The organism is Hydrogenophaga aromaticivorans (assembly GCF_013387465.1).
Classification (GTDB): Bacteria; Pseudomonadota; Gammaproteobacteria; order Burkholderiales; family Burkholderiaceae_C; genus Hydrogenophaga; species Hydrogenophaga aromaticivorans.
In genome coordinates this window covers 798,025-812,663 of record NZ_VYGV01000006.1, presented here as the reverse complement: position 1 = coordinate 812,663, position 14,639 = coordinate 798,025, and the positions used below count along the sequence as shown (strand labels likewise).

Here is a 14,639-nt window from a genome sequence, read left to right as displayed (position 1 = left end):
TTCCGGAGACAACAACATGGCACTGGTAGAAGTGAAGGTCCCGGACATCGGCGACTTCGACGAAGTGGCGGTCATTGAACTGCTGGTCAAGGTGGGCGACACGGTCAAGTCCGAACAGTCGCTGATCACGGTCGAGTCCGACAAGGCCTCGATGGAAATCCCGTCCAGCACGGCGGGTGTGGTGAAAGAACTGCGCGTCGCCCTGGGCGACAAGGTGAAAGAGGGCTCGGTGGTGCTGGTGGTGGAAGCCGCTGGTGAGGCCCCCGCGCCAGCGCCTGCGGCCGCTCCGGCTGCCGCTGCGCCCGCACCGGTCGCGGCGCCTGCCGCTGCACCAGCGGCCGCCGCTGCGCCTGTGGCGGCACCCGCGGCATCCGGACCGGTGCAGGTCCTGGTGCCCGATATCGGCGACTTCAAGGACGTCGCCGTCATCGAGGTGTTCGTCAAGCCCGGCGACACCATCAAGGTCGAGCAGAGCCTGATCACGGTCGAGTCGGACAAGGCTTCGATGGAAATCCCTTCTTCGCACGCCGGCGTGCTGAAGGAGCTCAAGGTCAAGGTCGGTGACACGGTCAACATCGGCGACTTGCTGGCGATCCTCGAAGGCGCCGCAGGCTCTGCGGCGCCGGCACCCGCTGCCGCCGCACCCGTGGCGGCTCCAGCCGCCGCCGTGGCCGCTCCCGCGGCAGCCACCGCATCGGCTGCCGCCGCACCCGCCCACAACCCCACCGGCACGCCGGCGCTGGGCCTGCCACATGCATCGCCCTCGGTGCGCAAGTTCGCCCGCGAACTCGGCGTGCCGCTGGAAGAAGTGCAGGGCAAGGGCCCCAAGGGCCGCATCACGCTGGACGACGTGCAGGGTTTCACCAAGTCGGTCATGGCTGGCGCGGTGCAAACCGCCGCTCAGAAAGCCAAGGCCCCGGTATCCACCGGTGGTGGCGGCTCCGAACTGGGTCTGATCCCCTGGCCCAAGGTGGACTTCGCCAAGTTCGGTCCCATCGAGCGCAAGGAGATGGGCCGCATCAAGAAGATCAGCGGCGCCAACCTGCTGCGCAACGCGATCATGATCCCGGCCGTCACCAACCACGATGACGCCGACATCACCGACCTCGAAGCCTTCCGCGTCTCCACCAACAAGGAAAACGAAAAGAGTGGCGTCAAGGTGACGATGCTCGCCTTCCTGATCAAGGCCTCGGTGGCCGCGCTGAAGAAATTCCCCGAGTTCAACAGCTCGATCGACGGCGACTCGCTGGTCTACAAGCAGTACTGGCACATCGGCTTTGCGGCGGACACGCCCAACGGCCTGATGGTCCCGGTGATCAAGGACGCCGACAAAAAGGGCGTGCTGCAGATCAGCCAGGAAATGGGCGAACTCGCCAAGAAGGCGCGCGACGGCAAGCTGAGCCCCGCCGAGATGAGCGGTGCCACCTTCACCATCTCGTCGCTCGGTGGCATCGGTGGCCGTTATTTCACGCCCATCATCAACGCGCCCGAAGTCGCCATCCTCGGCGTCTGCAAGAGCAACATGGAACCGGTGTGGGACGGCAAGGCCTTCCAGCCGCGCCTGATGCTGCCGCTGTCGCTGACCTGGGACCACCGCGTGATCGACGGTGCCGCTGCGGCCCGCTTCAACGCCTACCTCGGCCAGATCCTCGGCGACTTCCGTCGCGTTCTTCTTTAAGGAATGGCGATGGCACTGATCGATATTCAAGTTCCCGACATTGGCGACTTCGACGAAGTGGCCGTGATCGAGTTGCTGGTCAAGCCCGGCGACACCGTCAAGGCCGAGCAGTCGCTCATCACCGTGGAGTCCGACAAGGCCTCGATGGAGATTCCCTCGTCGCACGCCGGCTTGGTGAAAGAGCTCAAGGTCGCGCTCGGCGACAAGGTCAAACAAGGCTCTGTGGTGCTGGTGCTGGACGGTGAGGGCGCTGCCAGCGCGCCCGCCGCGCCAGCCGCAGCACCTGTCGCTGCTGCGCCAGCACCCGCTGCTGCCCAGCCCGCCGCTCCGGTGGTGGCTCCTGCCGCGGCCAGCTTCGGCGGCAGCGCCGACATCGAGTACGATGTGCTCGTGCTCGGCGCCGGCCCCGGCGGCTACTCGGCCGCCTTCCGCGCGGCCGACCTCGGTCTCAAGGTCGTGCTGGTCGAGCGTTACGCCCAGCTCGGCGGTGTGTGCCTGAACGTGGGCTGCATCCCGTCCAAGGCGCTGCTGCACGTGGCGGCCGTGATGGACGAGGTCAGTCACATGGCGGACCTGGGCGTGGAGTTCGGCCGTCCGGTGGTCAACATCGAGAAACTGCGCGGTCACAAGGAAAAGGTCATCGGCAAGCTCACCGGTGGGCTGGCCGCGATGGCCAAGATGCGCAAGGTCACCACCGTGCGCGGCTACGGCGCTTTCGTGGGCCCCAACCACGTTGAGGTGGAAGAGACCACCGGCACCGGCCAGGAAAAGACCGGCAGCAAGAGGGTCGTGGCCTTCAAGAAATGCATCATCGCCGCCGGCTCGCAGGCGGTGCGCCTGCCTTTCATGCCCGACGACCCGCGCGTGGTGGACAGCACCGGCGCACTGGCCTTGAAGGACGTGCCCAAGCGCATGCTGATCCTGGGCGGCGGCATCATCGGCCTGGAAATGGGCACGGTCTACAGCACGCTGGGTGCGCGCCTGGATGTGGTGGAAATGCTCGATGGCCTGATGCAGGGCGCCGACCGCGACCTGGTGAAGATCTGGCAGAAGATGAACGCCAAGCGCTTCGACAACATCATGCTCAAGACCAAGACGGTGGGGGCCAAGGCCACACCCGAAGGCATCGAAGTGACGTTCGCCGCAGCGGAAGAGGGCGGCACCGCGCCCGCGCCGCAGGTCTACGACCTGGTGCTGCAGGCCGTGGGGCGCACGCCCAACGGCAAGAAGATCGCCGCCGACAAGGCCGGCGTGGCGGTGACCGACCGCGGCTTCATCAACGTCGACATCCAGATGCGCACCAACGTGCCGCACATCTTCGCCATCGGCGACATCGTGGGCCAGCCCATGCTGGCGCACAAGGCGGTGCACGAAGCGCACGTGGCGGCCGAGGTCATCGCCGGGGAACTGCAGGGCAACAAGGAACTGGCCGCGGCCGCCTTCAACGCCCGCGTGATCCCCAGCGTGGCCTACACCGACCCCGAAGTGGCCTGGGTGGGTCTCACCGAAGACCAGGCCAAGGCGCAGGGCATCAAGGTCAAGAAGGGCCTGTTCCCATGGACGGCATCGGGCCGCGCCATTGCCAACGGTCGCGACGAAGGCGTCACCAAGCTGCTGTTCGACGATTCGCCCGAGGCCCACGGCCACGGCAAGATCCTGGGCGGCGGCATGGTGGGCACGCACGCGGGCGACATGATCGGTGAGATCGCGCTGGCGATCGAGATGGGCGCCGACGCGGTGGACATCGGCAAGACCATCCACCCGCACCCCACGCTGGGCGAGAGCATCGGCATGGCGGCGGAAGTGGCGCACGGGTCTTGCACCGACCTGCCGCCGAGCAAGAAGTAAGCAGCTGCTGCGCTTCTCTTCTCAAACAGGGAGGGCCCGAACCGGCAACGGTTCGGGCCCTCCCTGTTTGAACGCCATGGTGCAGCGGTATCTGCCCCAGCCGTTCGGGCCACCCCGGCGCGTGACAGCGCGTGCGTGCCGGTTCAGGCCTCAGCCTGCACCGGACCATCGAGCTTGATCTTTCCTTCCTTCACGAAGCGCCGGAAGTCGCCAATGGGCATGGCGGCAGAGCCGTGGACATCTTCCTCGACCCAGCTCAAGGTGGCGTCGGCCGTCGAGATCGAAACCTCCACTGGGCCCTCGCGTATTTCCACGGCGGGGCCGTCGCCACCCCGGTATTCCACCTTGCCCACGATGTGCGCGCTTTGAGCCATTGCGGTCCCTTTGTGTAAAGTGCCATCTTGGCCCAGGCACGGGGACCAGTCGGTTCGCCAACGCACACAAGCACCCCGCGCCAGACGCAATGTCTTACACCTGCGGGCGCTGCGTTGGTTCGGCGGCGCACAGACCCTCTGTCAACCCCCCACCTACGCTGAAGGTCGGTCGGCATTTCCGGCTGAATTCGAAATGTGCTGCTTGCAGCCGAAAGGAAACTTCCATGCTCACGTCCAAATTCCTCACAGCTTCGCTGACGGCACTTGCGGTGGTCGGCTCAGCCGGCTTTGTCTATGCCCAGTCCACGTCAGGCACCGTCACGCCAGCGCCCGACACCACGGTTCAAGCCCAGCCTTCGACGACAGCGCCCGCCAGCGGCGACACGACCACACCCGCCATGAACCAGGATGCTCCTGCGATGGACCAGCCCCTGGCCCGCGCGGACCGCAACTGAGTGGCCAACAGCTGAACCTGACACCTCCCCGCCGCGCAAGCGCGAGGAGGTGTTGCGCCGGCTTGCTTTGCCACTCGCCACGCTGCACTCACCATGCGACTACCCTCCTGTCGCGCAGGTCCGCTCCGCATGGGCCATGCCCCATGGTTTCCGGCCGCAGTGGGGTTCGCCACGCGCGTGAGCGCCGAGTTGCGGGTGGGTGTGGTCGCTGGTCTGAGCGTTTTGGCGCTGCTCATGCCGAGCGGTTCGCCGCCGCAGGTGAACCGGATCCGATCTGTGTCAGATGCACCGGTCTTCCCGACCTTGGCCACGCGCCAAGCCGACCTGGGCGCGACACCAACGTCGGACCCTGTGAAACGGATCGCCCACTGGAGTGCCGCCTCGCAAGACCATGGGGCCATGCCTTTTGTCGTCGTCGACAAGCAAGCGGCGCGCCTCTACGTATTTGATGCCAAGGCACGCCTGCAGGCCGACACAGCCGTGCTGATCGGTTCGGCCTTGGGTGATCTCTCGGTGCCAGGCATCGGCCAGAAAGCCATTGCCGACGTGCGGCCGGAAGAACGCACCACGCCGGCTGGCCGCTTCAACGGCAAGCTGGGGCGCAACCTCACAGGTGAAGACGTGGTCTGGGTCGACTACGACGCGGCCGTGTCCATGCACCGCGTGCGCGCGCACCAGCCCGCTGAGCGGCGCCTGCAGCGCCTGGCGTCCGAAACGATTGAAGACAACCGCATTTCCTACGGCTGCATCAACGTTCCGGCCGAATTTTTTGACGCCCACCTTCTGCCCGTGTTCTCCGCCCAGGCGGCCGCCATCTACGTGCTGCCCGATCAGCTGACCCTGGAACAGGTGTTCGGTTCGTTGCCCTGACACGCATGAAAAAGCCCGCGCAGCGCAGCGGCTGGCACGGGCGGGTGCCGAATCACAACGGGCGCGAGGCGGCCCCGGTGTGAATCAGGGAATCAATTGCCGCGCGGGGCCACGTACGGCTGCGTGCCGTAGAAGTCGTGCACACCCTTTTCCCAGGCCGTGTCGGCCATATCGGGCCAGTCGTTTTCGTCGAAACCGGGCGCACTCTCCAGCCGGTCCCTGCTCGCGTCGAGCACGAATCGCTTGTTGACCGTGTCCAGTTTCAGCGCCGTCCATGGCACAGCGAACAGTTTTTCGCCCAGACCCAGGAAGCCGCCGAACGACAGCACCGCATAGCTCACCTGCCCGGTGCGCATGTCGAGCATGATTTCCTTGATGTCACCCAGGTCTTCGTCTTTGGCATTGACCACGTCGTTGCCCAGCAAGGTGTCGGCACCCATCAGGTAGGGGCCAGGGCCGCGGTTGCGCTGCGGAACGGTGTCGTCCAGTGCGCTGATGGCGTTGTACATGCCAAAGCTGTCGCGTTCTTCGTAGTTCATGTGATGGGCTTTCAAGAAACAGGGGTTGCTGGAGGAGGGGCGGGTCTGCGCGCGACAGCGTGGTCTTTTGTCGCCTGCAGGGGGGTGAGCGGGCTGCTGGCAGCGCCGTCCGGCTCTGCGCAAGCGGCCACGCAAGGTTCAGGCTGCTTGCAAGGACTGGCGGTACACCAGCTGGCTGTTCAGCCCAGGGGCATGGATCACGGGTGAACGGCGCGGCGCGCTGTGGGCACACGACAAGCGGTCGTAGGCCTGTCGCACCACGCCGTAGCACTCGCAGCTGCGCGCTTCCAGCCCGCGGCGGTCGAGGATGGAAATGTGGCCCCGGTGGTAGTCGATCAGGCCGGCTCTCTGCAGCTTGAGTGCACCGCCGGTGACGCCCTCGCGCCGCACGCCCAGCAGGTAGGCAATCCGCTCCTGCGTGATCTGCATGTCGTTACCTTCCTGGCGGTCCAGGTGCTGCAGCAGCCAGCGGCACAGCTGCTGGTCCAGCGCGTGGTGGCGGTTGCAGGCCGAACACTGCGCCATGTGCGTGAACAAGGCCTGGGTGTAGCCCAGCAACTTCTGCATGAAGTCGGGTGATCGGCGGGTGTGGTGCTGCACGGCCGTCGTGCTCATGCGCCAGGCGTGGCCGGGCCGCTGCACCACGGCGTCGCTCAGGGCGTTGGCATTGCCCATGAAGGCGCAGATGCCGACCATGCCCTCGCTGCCCACCACGGCCACTTCGGCGGAGGCGCCGTCGGCCATCGAGGACACGAGGGACACCGTGGCGGTGGTCGGGAAGTGCACATGGCGCAGCGCATTGCCGCTCGAATGCAGCGTGCTACCGGACGGCAGATCGACCCATTCCAGGTCGGGCTCCAGGTGCTGCCATTCGGCGCAGGAGAGTGTGGCAAGCAGTTGGTTCGTGTTGAACCGTGAAGTGGTGGCTGTCATGCGGCCTCCTTGGGCATATCGTTCCATCGGCGTCCCGGCCGTTGAAGGCCAGGGGTCTGTCGATGCCCCTGCCGGCCTGGAAGGCGGGAAGCAGGGTTGAACTCAATGTAGGTCGCAGGTCATCCGTTTGCTGTGTACAAAGACATGTAAGTTGACCAATGTGTTACGGGGTGTCAGCGGGCCCCGCCTGCATCGAAGGGCCTCGATCACACCAGAGGGCGCACGGGCGGGCGGCCGTCGCCGTACAGGTCGGCCAGGCGCGCGAGCGCCTTCACGTCGCGCATGAACAGCCGACCGTCGCCAATGTGGTGCAGGCCCCGGCGCTCCAGCTTGCGCAGCGTCTTGTTGGTGTGCACCAGCGACAGCCCGAGGGCATCGGCCACGTGTTGCTGCGTCAGGGGGAACGGTACACCGCTCGCGCCGGCATCGGCCTGCAGTGCGGCGGCGCGCTTGAAGAGCAGGATCAGCAACGTGGCAATGCGCTCTTCGGCGCTGCGCCTCCCCACCGACAGCAAGGTATCGTCCACCAGCGACTCTTCGTGCGCGGTGAGCCAGGTCACGTTGAAGCCCATGCTGGGCGAGCGGCGGTGGATTTCCCACAGCGAGTCGCGCTGGAACACGCAGAACAAGGCATCGGTCAGCGTCTCGACGCCATGGGCCGCGGCATCGCCCATCTTCTGCTGCACGCCGATGAAGTCGCCCGCGAGCAGGAAATTCAGGATCTGCCGGCGCCCGTCGCTCAGTGTCTTGAAGCGAAACGCCCAGCCCTTTTGCAGCGTGTAGAGCGGTGCGTCGACCTGACCCTCCTGGATCAGTGTGCTGCCCACCGGCAGGTGCATGTCCCGGCGCTTGAGCGATTGCACGAGCTCCAGTTCGGCGGCTTCGTGCGCCTGGAACAGGGGCAGTGACCGCAAGGGGCACTGAGCGCACGGGACCGCGGCGGCGGGCGCTCGTTCGGAGGAGGTGGCGGCATTGGAGGTCATGCGTGATTGTGGCGCAGGGCCGCGAGGCCGTGGCCGAGGTCGTCTTCAACAGCGCCGACAACCGGATGCGCACCAACATGCCGCACAACTTCGCCCTCGGGCGCACGCGGGAACTCGCCCGAGGGCGCTTGAGCACACAGGGAACAGTCCAGGAACGGTGGTCGGGGTGATTCTTTAATGCTGGTACGGGTATCCGTATCTTGTATTTGGATCGCCGTCAACCCGCACCTTCCCGGCTCGTCAAACCATACCCGCGCCGGTATTCTTTTGATCTTCATCAACCTTTTGGCTTCAGGAGTCCATACGCATGCCAACCACCAAACGTTTCGACCAACGCCCCATGCTCACAGCCATCGCGGCGACCGTGATGGGGCTGGTGGCCTTGCCCGCCGCCGCCACCAACGGCATGAACATGGAAGCCTACGGCGCCAAAGCCGGGGGCATGGGCGGCGCCTCATTCGCCCATGACAACGGCAACTCGGCCATCATGAACAACCCGGCCACACTGGGTCTGCGTCAGGAAGGCAACAACGTGGGGCTGGGTTTGACGTTGCTGATGCCGGATGTGAACACCAGCATGAACCACCCGATGGCCGGCCCGATGAATGCGAAATCGGACGGCGACAAGTACTGGATGCCTTCGCTTTCATACATTCGCAAGTCCGGCAAGTTCACCTATGGTGCAGGCATGCTGGCCCAGGGCGGCATGGGGACCGAATACGGCAGCAACTCCTTCCTGTCGAACGGCACGGGCTTGCCCATGCGCTCCGAGGTGGGTTTCGGCCGGCTGATGTTCCCGCTGGCCTACAACGTCAATGACAACTTCACCGTCGCTGGCCAGCTCGACTTTGTCTGGGCCAGCATGGACGTGCAGATGCTGATGCCTGATGGCTCGGGTCATGCCAGCTTCAGCGACAACAACGACTTCAGCGGCGAAGCCAAGGGCAACGGCTGGGCCTTCAAACTCGGCGCCCACTACAAGGTTTCGAACGCCCTGGCCTTCGGTGCCACCTACCACAGCAAGACCGACATCGGCGACCTGCAAGGCAGTGGCACTTTCACCATGCTGCCGGGGGGTATGCAGATTCCCACCCAGTTCAAGGTGGTGGACTTCCAGTGGCCCGAGACCTATGGCGTGGGCGTGGCCTGGCAGGCGACGCCAGCATTCATGCTGGCCGCCGACGTCAAGCACCTGGGATGGAAGGACAGCATGAAGGACTTCCGCCTGGGCATGAACATGGGCGGGGGCTGGATGGTGGGTTCGATGCCGCAGAACTGGAAAAACCAGACCGTCTTCATGATCGGCGGCCAGTACATGCTGGCCCCGGGCCTGGCCTTGCGCGCCGGCATCAACTACGCCGACAACCCCGTGCCAGACGACACGCTGAATCCGCTGTTTCCGGCCACCATCAAAACCCACTACACACTGGGTCTGGGCTGGAACATGGGTGGTGGCCATGCGGTGGCCGGCTCCATCGCCATAGCGCCCAAGGTGACCCGCACCAACCCGAACATGTTCGGTCCCGGCATGGCCGGCACGGTGTCGCACCGGCAGAACACCCTGCGCATCAGTTACAACTACAGCTTCTGATTTCATTCAGGGGCACGGTTCGTGCGATGGTGTGCAGGCCTTTGCGCGCACGGGGACACTCGGTAACAAACACGGGCTGTTGCCGCTTGCGGTGCGAGGATCTGCGCACTATGCTGGCTTGAGAGGCATTGCCGCAGGCCAGAAAGACCATGAAAAGACCTTCCGTCAGTCGCAGGGACGCGCACATGCCTGATCGCGGTTTTGCGCTGGAGCAGTACCGGTTGCGAGCCGGCGTGTACGACCACGAACTCGCCATGTTCGAACCGCTTCGCCGCGAGGCCGTGGCCAGTCTGCGGCTGAGTCCCGGCGCGACCGTGCTGGATGTGGGTTGTGGCACCGGCCTGAGTTTTCCCCTGCTCGCCGAAGCCGTGGGTCCAAGCGGCCGGATCGTGGGGATCGAACAATGCCCGGAGATGCTGGTCAAGGCGCGCGAGCGCCTCGCGTCCGTCGGGCCATGCGAGGTTTCGCTGATCAACGCACCGGTCGAGTCGGCGCGCTGGGCAGGGCAGGCCGATGCCGTGCTGTTTCACTTCACGCACGACGTGCTGCGCCGCCCCGAGGCGATTGCCAATGTGCTGAAGCACCTCAAGCCCGGTGCGCGCGTGGTGGCCACCGGGCTGCAATGGGCCGACCCCTGGGCCTGGCCGGTCAACCTCTTTGTCTGGGGAGCGGCGCTGCGTTCCGTCAGCACGCTGGATGGCCTGGTTCAACCCTGGAGCGACCTTGCGGCTCACGTACCGGGGCTGGACGTTCGTTCCACCTGGATGGGTGGTATCTACATCGCCTCCGGAACCTGGCCGGGCCATCAGGCCTCCCCACACCACGCATAGCGCAGCCGGGCGGTGGCCGGACCGGCCTCCGGGGGCCTTCAAGCGAACGCGATGCGCGAGCGATCCGCCTTGCTCGCCTCCGCCGCCGCCGTCCCGGTGCGCCGGGCAAAGCACGGGCAAGCCCTCGTGAAAGGCCATTTTTCCGGCGTCAATATAAGTTGATCATTGTTGACTTGTATCAATCGGTGACCCGGGTCGTGTGACCAGAATGCCCCTGACTTTCACCGACAGGAGACATGGATGGGCAACAAGCTCAAGACGGCCGCCTCAGGCCGCAAGCGCCAGCGGGTTGGCCGGTTGCGCCGGCTCCGCGCGCTGCTGGCAATCGGGCTGCTGGGGTCGCAGGCGTGGTCGGCGGGTGCGCAGACTTTCGACGCCGACATCGCCGCCGGCGCCCGCTTCGCTGCAGAACACTGCGGCGCCTGTCACGGTGCCACCGGACAGAGCGTGGCGCCCAACTTCCCGCGCCTGGCGGGACAGAACGAAACCTACCTGGTCAAGCAATTGAAGGACTTCGCCTCGGGGGACCGAAAGAGCCCCTTGATGAAAGAAAAGGTGGCCATGATGGACGATCGAATGATCCGTTCGCTCGCCGCGCATTACGCGAGCCAGAAGGCGGCCAACACCCCGTCCGATGACGCGCAGCTCATGGCGGTGGGTCAGTTTGTTTACGAGCGGGGCAATGTGTATGCGGGGTTGCCCGCCTGCTTGTCCTGCCACGACACCCAGGGCCGTGGCAGCGCCAACATGCCGCGCCTGGCCGGTCAACATCCTGGCTACATCGAAACCCAGCTGCTCCATTTCCATCAGCGCGCCCGCAGCAACGACAACGCGGTCATGACCGTGATCTCTGCGCGCCTGAGTCCGCTGGAAACCAAGGCCGTGGCCGCCTACCTGGGCAACTTGAAGTGAGGGGTGGTTGAACGCCTGGCCGACCAGACATGAAAAAACCGGGCTTGCCCCGGTTTTTTTATGAGGCCGCTGTGGGTTCAGCGCACGGCTGTGTGGGTCGATGGTTGCAGCGGAACGCGTCGGGCACCGTTGAACCGGGTGTTCCAGTACGCGACGCGCATGTCTTCCACCCGGACGGAGGAGCCTGAACGTGGGGCATGGATGAACTTCCCGTCACCGACATAGATGCCCACGTGGCTGAACGCCCGCTTCATGGTGTTGAAGAAAACCAGGTCGCCGGGTTTGAGTTCGCTGCGGTCTATGGTCTCGGTCACCGCGGCCTGGTCCACAGCCCGGCGTGGCAGGATCTTGCCGACCGACTTTTCAAAGACCGTGCGCACCAGACCGCTGCAGTCGACCCCGGTTTCGGCGTTGTTGCCGCCGTAGCTGTAGGGGACGCCCAGAAACCCCATGGCATTGATCACGAGGTTCGAGGCCGACGCACCCACGTTGTCGCGAACCTGCTGAATCTGCTCGCTCAGGCGCGAGATGACACCTTTTTCCTGTAGCAGCACGTCCATGTCTTCGTAGACAACTTCGCTTGGCGCAGCATGCACCAACGGCATGCCAGCCAGCAGCAGAACAGGGATCCAACGCTTCATATCTTTTCAGGTTAAGGGTGAAGCTTCGAGAAGTCAAGCGAGGAAAGTCAGGCAATGCATTGATTTGTTTGAACATTGCGCGATTGGGCCTGTCCGGGCTGGCCGCGCGGCATGCGCCTTTGTCACAATGCTGGGCACAACCTGCTGCACCGCCATCTGGCCGGTGTGTCCCAACCCAACGAAGAGACTGTCCGATGCTGCTTGATGCCGCCGATTCCCAGCTGGTTCTGGTCGACTACCAAACCCGCTTGTTGCCCGCGATTCACGAGGCGCCACTGGTGCTGGCCAATGCGGTTCGCCTGGCCCGCATGGCCCAAGTGTTTCGGGTACCGGTTTTCGGCACCGAACAGAACCCGGAAAAGCTTGGCGGTAACGACGCCGCGTTGCGGGCCTTGTGCCAGAAGACCCTGGGCAAGATGAGCTTCAGCGCCGTTGATGCTGGTTTGCTGGACTGCTTGCGTCCAGCGGCGCGCCCGGCCTCTGGCAACGCCCGCAGCCTGCCCAAACACCTGCAAAAGGCCGCCCCGAGTCAGACGCCCGAGCGCAACACGGTGGTGATCGCCGGTTGCGAGGCCCATGTATGCCTGCTGCAGACTGTGCTCGAGCTGATCGAGCAGGAGATCGACGTCTGGGTCGTGACCGACGCCTGCGGCTCGCGCACCGAGCGCAACCGCGATGCGGCCTTTGACCGCCTGGCGGGTGCTGGCGCTGAACTCATCACAACGGAAATGGTGGCTTTCGAGTGGCTGCGCACGGCCGACCACCCGGCGTTCCGGGAAGTCCACGCGCTGATCAAGTAGGGCGAAGTAGGGCTCCCCAACGCTGCTGGCGCAAGGTGCTCGTCGCTTTCCGCCTCGGTGGCGGTGGTCTGACCAGTGGCAGGCCGACAGGGTTACCGGATGCGCGTGGAGGGGTGAATTTGTCAGACTGTCGCAAGTCTGAACGCCATAATTATGAATTCAGTTTTTCGCGACCACGCTGTAAATCCCATGGGCCCGGCGCGGTCGTTGTCGCATTTCAACCGACCACCACGCAGGAGACTCACATGAGCAACGCTCAGGGCTACGCCGATTTCCACCGCCGTTCGATCGAAGACCGTGACGTCTTCTGGGCCGAGCAGGCGAAGCTGGTGGACTGGCACAAGCCCTTCGACCGCGTCTGCAACTACGACAACCCGCCGTTTGCCCGCTGGTTTGAGGGTGGGCTGACCAACCTGTGCCACAACGCGGTCGATCGCCACCTGAAAGACCGCGCGGACCAGAACGCCCTGATCTTCGTTTCGACCGAGACCAGCGTCGAAAAAATCTACAGCTTCCGCGAACTGCACGCCGAAGTGCAGCGCATGGCCGCCATCCTGCGGGCCCAGGGCGTGAAGAAGGGCGACCGCGTCCTGATCTACATGCCCATGATCCCGGAGGCGGCGTTCGCCATGCTGGCCTGCGTGCGCATCGGTGCCATCCACTCGGTGGTGTTCGGCGGTTTCGCCAGCCACTCGCTGGCCAGCCGCATCGAAGACGCGTCGCCCGTGGCCATCGTGAGTGCCGACGCCGGGTCGCGCGGCGGCAAGGTGGTGGAATACAAGCCGCTGCTGGACGAAGCCATCAAGCTTTCAGCCCACAAACCGCAGAAGGTGGTGATGGTCAACCGCGGGCTGGCGGCATTCAACCCGGTGGAAGGCCGGGACGTGGACTACTCGGCCGAACGTGCGCGCCACATGGACACCGTGGTGCCCTGCGAATGGGTCGACGCCACGCACCCCAGCTACACGCTCTACACCAGCGGCACCACCGGCAAACCCAAGGGCGTGCAGCGCGACACCGGTGGCTACACCGTGGCGCTGGCGGCGTCCATGAAGCACATCTACATGGGCGAGCCGGGCGAAACCTATTTCTCCACCAGCGACATCGGCTGGGTCGTGGGCCACAGCTACATCATCTACGGCCCGCTGATCGGCGGCATGGCGACCATCATGTACGAGGGTCTGCCGATCCGGCCGGATGCCGGCATCTGGTGGAGTCTGGTCGAGAAGTACAAGGTCAGTGTCATGTTCAGCGCCCCCACCGCGGTGCGCGTGCTCAAGAAATACGATTCGTCCTTCATCAAGAAATACGACCTCTCCAGCCTGAAGGCGCTGTTTCTCGCAGGTGAGCCGCTGGACGAACCGACCGCCAAGTGGATCTCCGACGAATTGGGCAAACCCATCGTCGACAACTACTGGCAGACCGAAACCGGCTGGCCGATCCTGGCGATCTGCAACGGCGTGGAGAAGGCCAACAGCAAATTCGGCTCACCGGGCAAGGCGGTCTATGGTTACAACGTCAAGCTGCTGGACGACCAGACCGGTGCCGAGCTGCAGGGCGGCAACCAGAAGGGTGTGGTCGCGGTCGAAGGTCCGTTGCCCCCGGGTTGCATGCAAACCATCTGGGGCGACGACGCCCGGTTCGTCAAGACCTACTGGACCAGCGTGCCCGGCCGCATGGTCTACAGCACCTTTGACTGGGGCATCCGTGACGACGACGGCTACTACTTCATCCTCGGCCGTACCGACGACGTGATCAACGTCGCCGGCCACCGCCTGGGCACGCGCGAGATTGAAGAGAGCATTTCCAGCCACCCGAAGATCGCCGAGGTGGCGGTGGTGGGCGTGGCCGATCAGCTCAAAGGCCAAGTGGCCATGGCGTTTGCCGTGGTGAAGGACGCCTCGGTGCTCACCGACGATGCCGCGCGCCTGAAGCTGGAGGGCGAAGTGATGAAGCTGGTGGACGAGCAGCTGGGTGCCGTGGCGCGCCCGGCACGGGTGCGCTTTGTCAACGTGTTGCCCAAGACGCGCTCGGGCAAGTTGCTGCGCCGTGCCATCCAGGCGGTCTGTGAGGGCCGCGATCCCGGCGATCTGACCACCATGGACGACCCCGCCGCACTGCAGCAGATCAAGGATCTGCAGGCCTGATCTCTGTATCTGGCCTGGCGCCAGGATCCTGTTGAAAC

General features: G+C 64.8%; 15 protein-coding genes. 10 read left to right on the top strand and 5 right to left on the bottom strand.

What is annotated here, in order from left to right; translation table 11 throughout:
- Positions 1 to 16 precede the first annotated feature (16 nt).
- Both aceF and lpdA read left to right on the top strand, forming a co-directional pair.
- Entirely contained in the window at positions 17 to 1,678 is a 1,662-nt protein-coding gene (gene aceF, locus F3K02_RS08175) for a dihydrolipoyllysine-residue acetyltransferase (protein ID WP_177134965.1), read from the top strand.
- A gap of 9 nt (positions 1,679 to 1,687) precedes the next feature.
- Positions 1,688 to 3,526 (top strand): dihydrolipoyl dehydrogenase, encoded by a 1,839-nt coding sequence (lpdA, locus tag F3K02_RS08170; RefSeq protein ID WP_177134963.1) that lies wholly within the window; start codon positions 1,688 to 1,690, stop codon positions 3,524 to 3,526.
- A gap of 143 nt (positions 3,527 to 3,669) precedes the next feature.
- Here the strand turns inward: lpdA and F3K02_RS08165 are convergent, their stop codons facing one another.
- On the bottom strand, positions 3,670 to 3,900 hold the full coding sequence (locus F3K02_RS08165) for a hypothetical protein (protein ID WP_177134961.1): 231 nt from the start codon (positions 3,898 to 3,900) through the stop codon (positions 3,670 to 3,672).
- A gap of 224 nt (positions 3,901 to 4,124) precedes the next feature.
- On the opposite strand from F3K02_RS08165, the gene F3K02_RS08160 reads away from it, so the two are divergent.
- Both F3K02_RS08160 and F3K02_RS08155 read left to right on the top strand, forming a co-directional pair.
- Positions 4,125 to 4,355 (top strand): hypothetical protein, encoded by a 231-nt coding sequence (locus F3K02_RS08160; RefSeq protein ID WP_177134958.1) that lies wholly within the window; start codon positions 4,125 to 4,127, stop codon positions 4,353 to 4,355.
- 399 nt (positions 4,356 to 4,754) lie between these two features.
- Entirely contained in the window at positions 4,755 to 5,225 is a 471-nt protein-coding gene (locus tag F3K02_RS08155; protein ID WP_246309246.1) for a L,D-transpeptidase, read from the top strand.
- 92 nt (positions 5,226 to 5,317) lie between these two features.
- Here F3K02_RS08155 and F3K02_RS08150 read toward each other — a convergent pair whose 3' ends face one another.
- The 3 genes from F3K02_RS08150 to F3K02_RS08140 all read right to left on the bottom strand — a co-directional run bounded on the left by F3K02_RS08150 (position 5,318) and on the right by F3K02_RS08140 (position 7,611).
- Positions 5,318 to 5,764 carry a PRC-barrel domain-containing protein gene (locus F3K02_RS08150; RefSeq protein ID WP_177134957.1) on the bottom strand — a complete coding sequence of 149 codons (447 nt, stop codon included), beginning with the start codon at positions 5,762 to 5,764 and terminating at the stop codon, positions 5,318 to 5,320.
- A gap of 138 nt (positions 5,765 to 5,902) precedes the next feature.
- Positions 5,903 to 6,697 carry a Crp/Fnr family transcriptional regulator gene (locus F3K02_RS08145; RefSeq protein ID WP_177134955.1) on the bottom strand — a complete coding sequence of 265 codons (795 nt, stop codon included), beginning with the start codon at positions 6,695 to 6,697 and terminating at the stop codon, positions 5,903 to 5,905.
- A gap of 206 nt (positions 6,698 to 6,903) precedes the next feature.
- Positions 6,904 to 7,611 (bottom strand): Crp/Fnr family transcriptional regulator, encoded by a 708-nt coding sequence (locus F3K02_RS08140; RefSeq protein ID WP_226466420.1) that lies wholly within the window; start codon positions 7,609 to 7,611, stop codon positions 6,904 to 6,906.
- Positions 7,612 to 7,682: 71 nt separating this feature from the next.
- Between F3K02_RS08140 and F3K02_RS08135 the strand changes: the two genes are divergently transcribed.
- The 4 genes from F3K02_RS08135 to F3K02_RS08120 all read left to right on the top strand — a co-directional run bounded on the left by F3K02_RS08135 (position 7,683) and on the right by F3K02_RS08120 (position 11,013).
- On the top strand, positions 7,683 to 7,850 hold the full coding sequence (locus F3K02_RS08135) for a hypothetical protein (protein WP_177134953.1): 168 nt from the start codon (positions 7,683 to 7,685) through the stop codon (positions 7,848 to 7,850).
- 137 nt (positions 7,851 to 7,987) lie between these two features.
- The gene (locus tag F3K02_RS08130; RefSeq protein WP_218179372.1) at positions 7,988 to 9,271 is read left to right on the top strand and encodes an OmpP1/FadL family transporter; all 1,284 of its coding nucleotides are present in this window, start codon (positions 7,988 to 7,990) and stop codon (positions 9,269 to 9,271) included.
- A 149-nt stretch (positions 9,272 to 9,420) separates the two neighbouring features.
- Positions 9,421 to 10,101, top strand: coding sequence for a class I SAM-dependent methyltransferase (locus F3K02_RS08125; protein WP_246309244.1), 681 nt, complete (start codon positions 9,421 to 9,423; stop codon positions 10,099 to 10,101).
- 240 nt (positions 10,102 to 10,341) lie between these two features.
- The gene (locus F3K02_RS08120; protein WP_177134951.1) at positions 10,342 to 11,013 is read left to right on the top strand and encodes a c-type cytochrome; all 672 of its coding nucleotides are present in this window, start codon (positions 10,342 to 10,344) and stop codon (positions 11,011 to 11,013) included.
- Positions 11,014 to 11,090: 77 nt separating this feature from the next.
- On the opposite strand, the gene F3K02_RS08115 is transcribed toward F3K02_RS08120, so the two are convergent.
- Complete coding sequence (locus F3K02_RS08115; protein WP_177134949.1) at positions 11,091 to 11,654, bottom strand: C40 family peptidase; 564 nt, start codon at positions 11,652 to 11,654, stop codon at positions 11,091 to 11,093.
- A gap of 194 nt (positions 11,655 to 11,848) precedes the next feature.
- Here F3K02_RS08115 and F3K02_RS08110 point away from each other — a divergent pair, with 194 nt between their 5' ends.
- Both F3K02_RS08110 and F3K02_RS08105 read left to right on the top strand, forming a co-directional pair.
- On the top strand, positions 11,849 to 12,454 hold the full coding sequence (locus F3K02_RS08110) for an isochorismatase family protein (RefSeq protein WP_177134947.1): 606 nt from the start codon (positions 11,849 to 11,851) through the stop codon (positions 12,452 to 12,454).
- On the top strand, positions 12,397 to 14,601 hold the full coding sequence (locus tag F3K02_RS08105; protein ID WP_343067035.1) for a propionate--CoA ligase: 2,205 nt from the start codon (positions 12,397 to 12,399) through the stop codon (positions 14,599 to 14,601). Before F3K02_RS08110 ends, F3K02_RS08105 begins: the two co-directional genes overlap by 58 nt.
- The last annotated feature ends 38 nt before the right edge of the window (positions 14,602 to 14,639 follow it).

Excerpts from the sequence above, each read along its gene's own strand:
- aceF (WP_177134965.1), top strand. The coding sequence starts at position 17 with ATGGCACTGGTAGAAGTGAAGGTCCCGGACATCGGCGACTTCGACGAA.
- lpdA (WP_177134963.1), top strand. The coding sequence starts at position 1,688 with ATGGCACTGATCGATATTCAAGTTCCCGACATTGGCGACTTCGACGAA.
- F3K02_RS08165 (WP_177134961.1), bottom strand. The coding sequence starts at position 3,900 with ATGGCTCAAAGCGCGCACATCGTGGGCAAGGTGGAATACCGGGGTGGC.
- F3K02_RS08160 (WP_177134958.1), top strand. The coding sequence starts at position 4,125 with ATGCTCACGTCCAAATTCCTCACAGCTTCGCTGACGGCACTTGCGGTG.
- F3K02_RS08155 (WP_246309246.1), top strand. The coding sequence starts at position 4,755 with ATGCCTTTTGTCGTCGTCGACAAGCAAGCGGCGCGCCTCTACGTATTT.
- F3K02_RS08150 (WP_177134957.1), bottom strand. The coding sequence starts at position 5,764 with ATGAACTACGAAGAACGCGACAGCTTTGGCATGTACAACGCCATCAGC.
- F3K02_RS08145 (WP_177134955.1), bottom strand. The coding sequence starts at position 6,697 with ATGACAGCCACCACTTCACGGTTCAACACGAACCAACTGCTTGCCACA.
- F3K02_RS08130 (WP_218179372.1), top strand. The coding sequence starts at position 7,988 with ATGCCAACCACCAAACGTTTCGACCAACGCCCCATGCTCACAGCCATC.
- F3K02_RS08125 (WP_246309244.1), top strand. The coding sequence starts at position 9,421 with ATGAAAAGACCTTCCGTCAGTCGCAGGGACGCGCACATGCCTGATCGC.
- F3K02_RS08120 (WP_177134951.1), top strand. The coding sequence starts at position 10,342 with ATGGGCAACAAGCTCAAGACGGCCGCCTCAGGCCGCAAGCGCCAGCGG.
- F3K02_RS08115 (WP_177134949.1), bottom strand. The coding sequence starts at position 11,654 with ATGAAGCGTTGGATCCCTGTTCTGCTGCTGGCTGGCATGCCGTTGGTG.
- F3K02_RS08110 (WP_177134947.1), top strand. The coding sequence starts at position 11,849 with ATGCTGCTTGATGCCGCCGATTCCCAGCTGGTTCTGGTCGACTACCAA.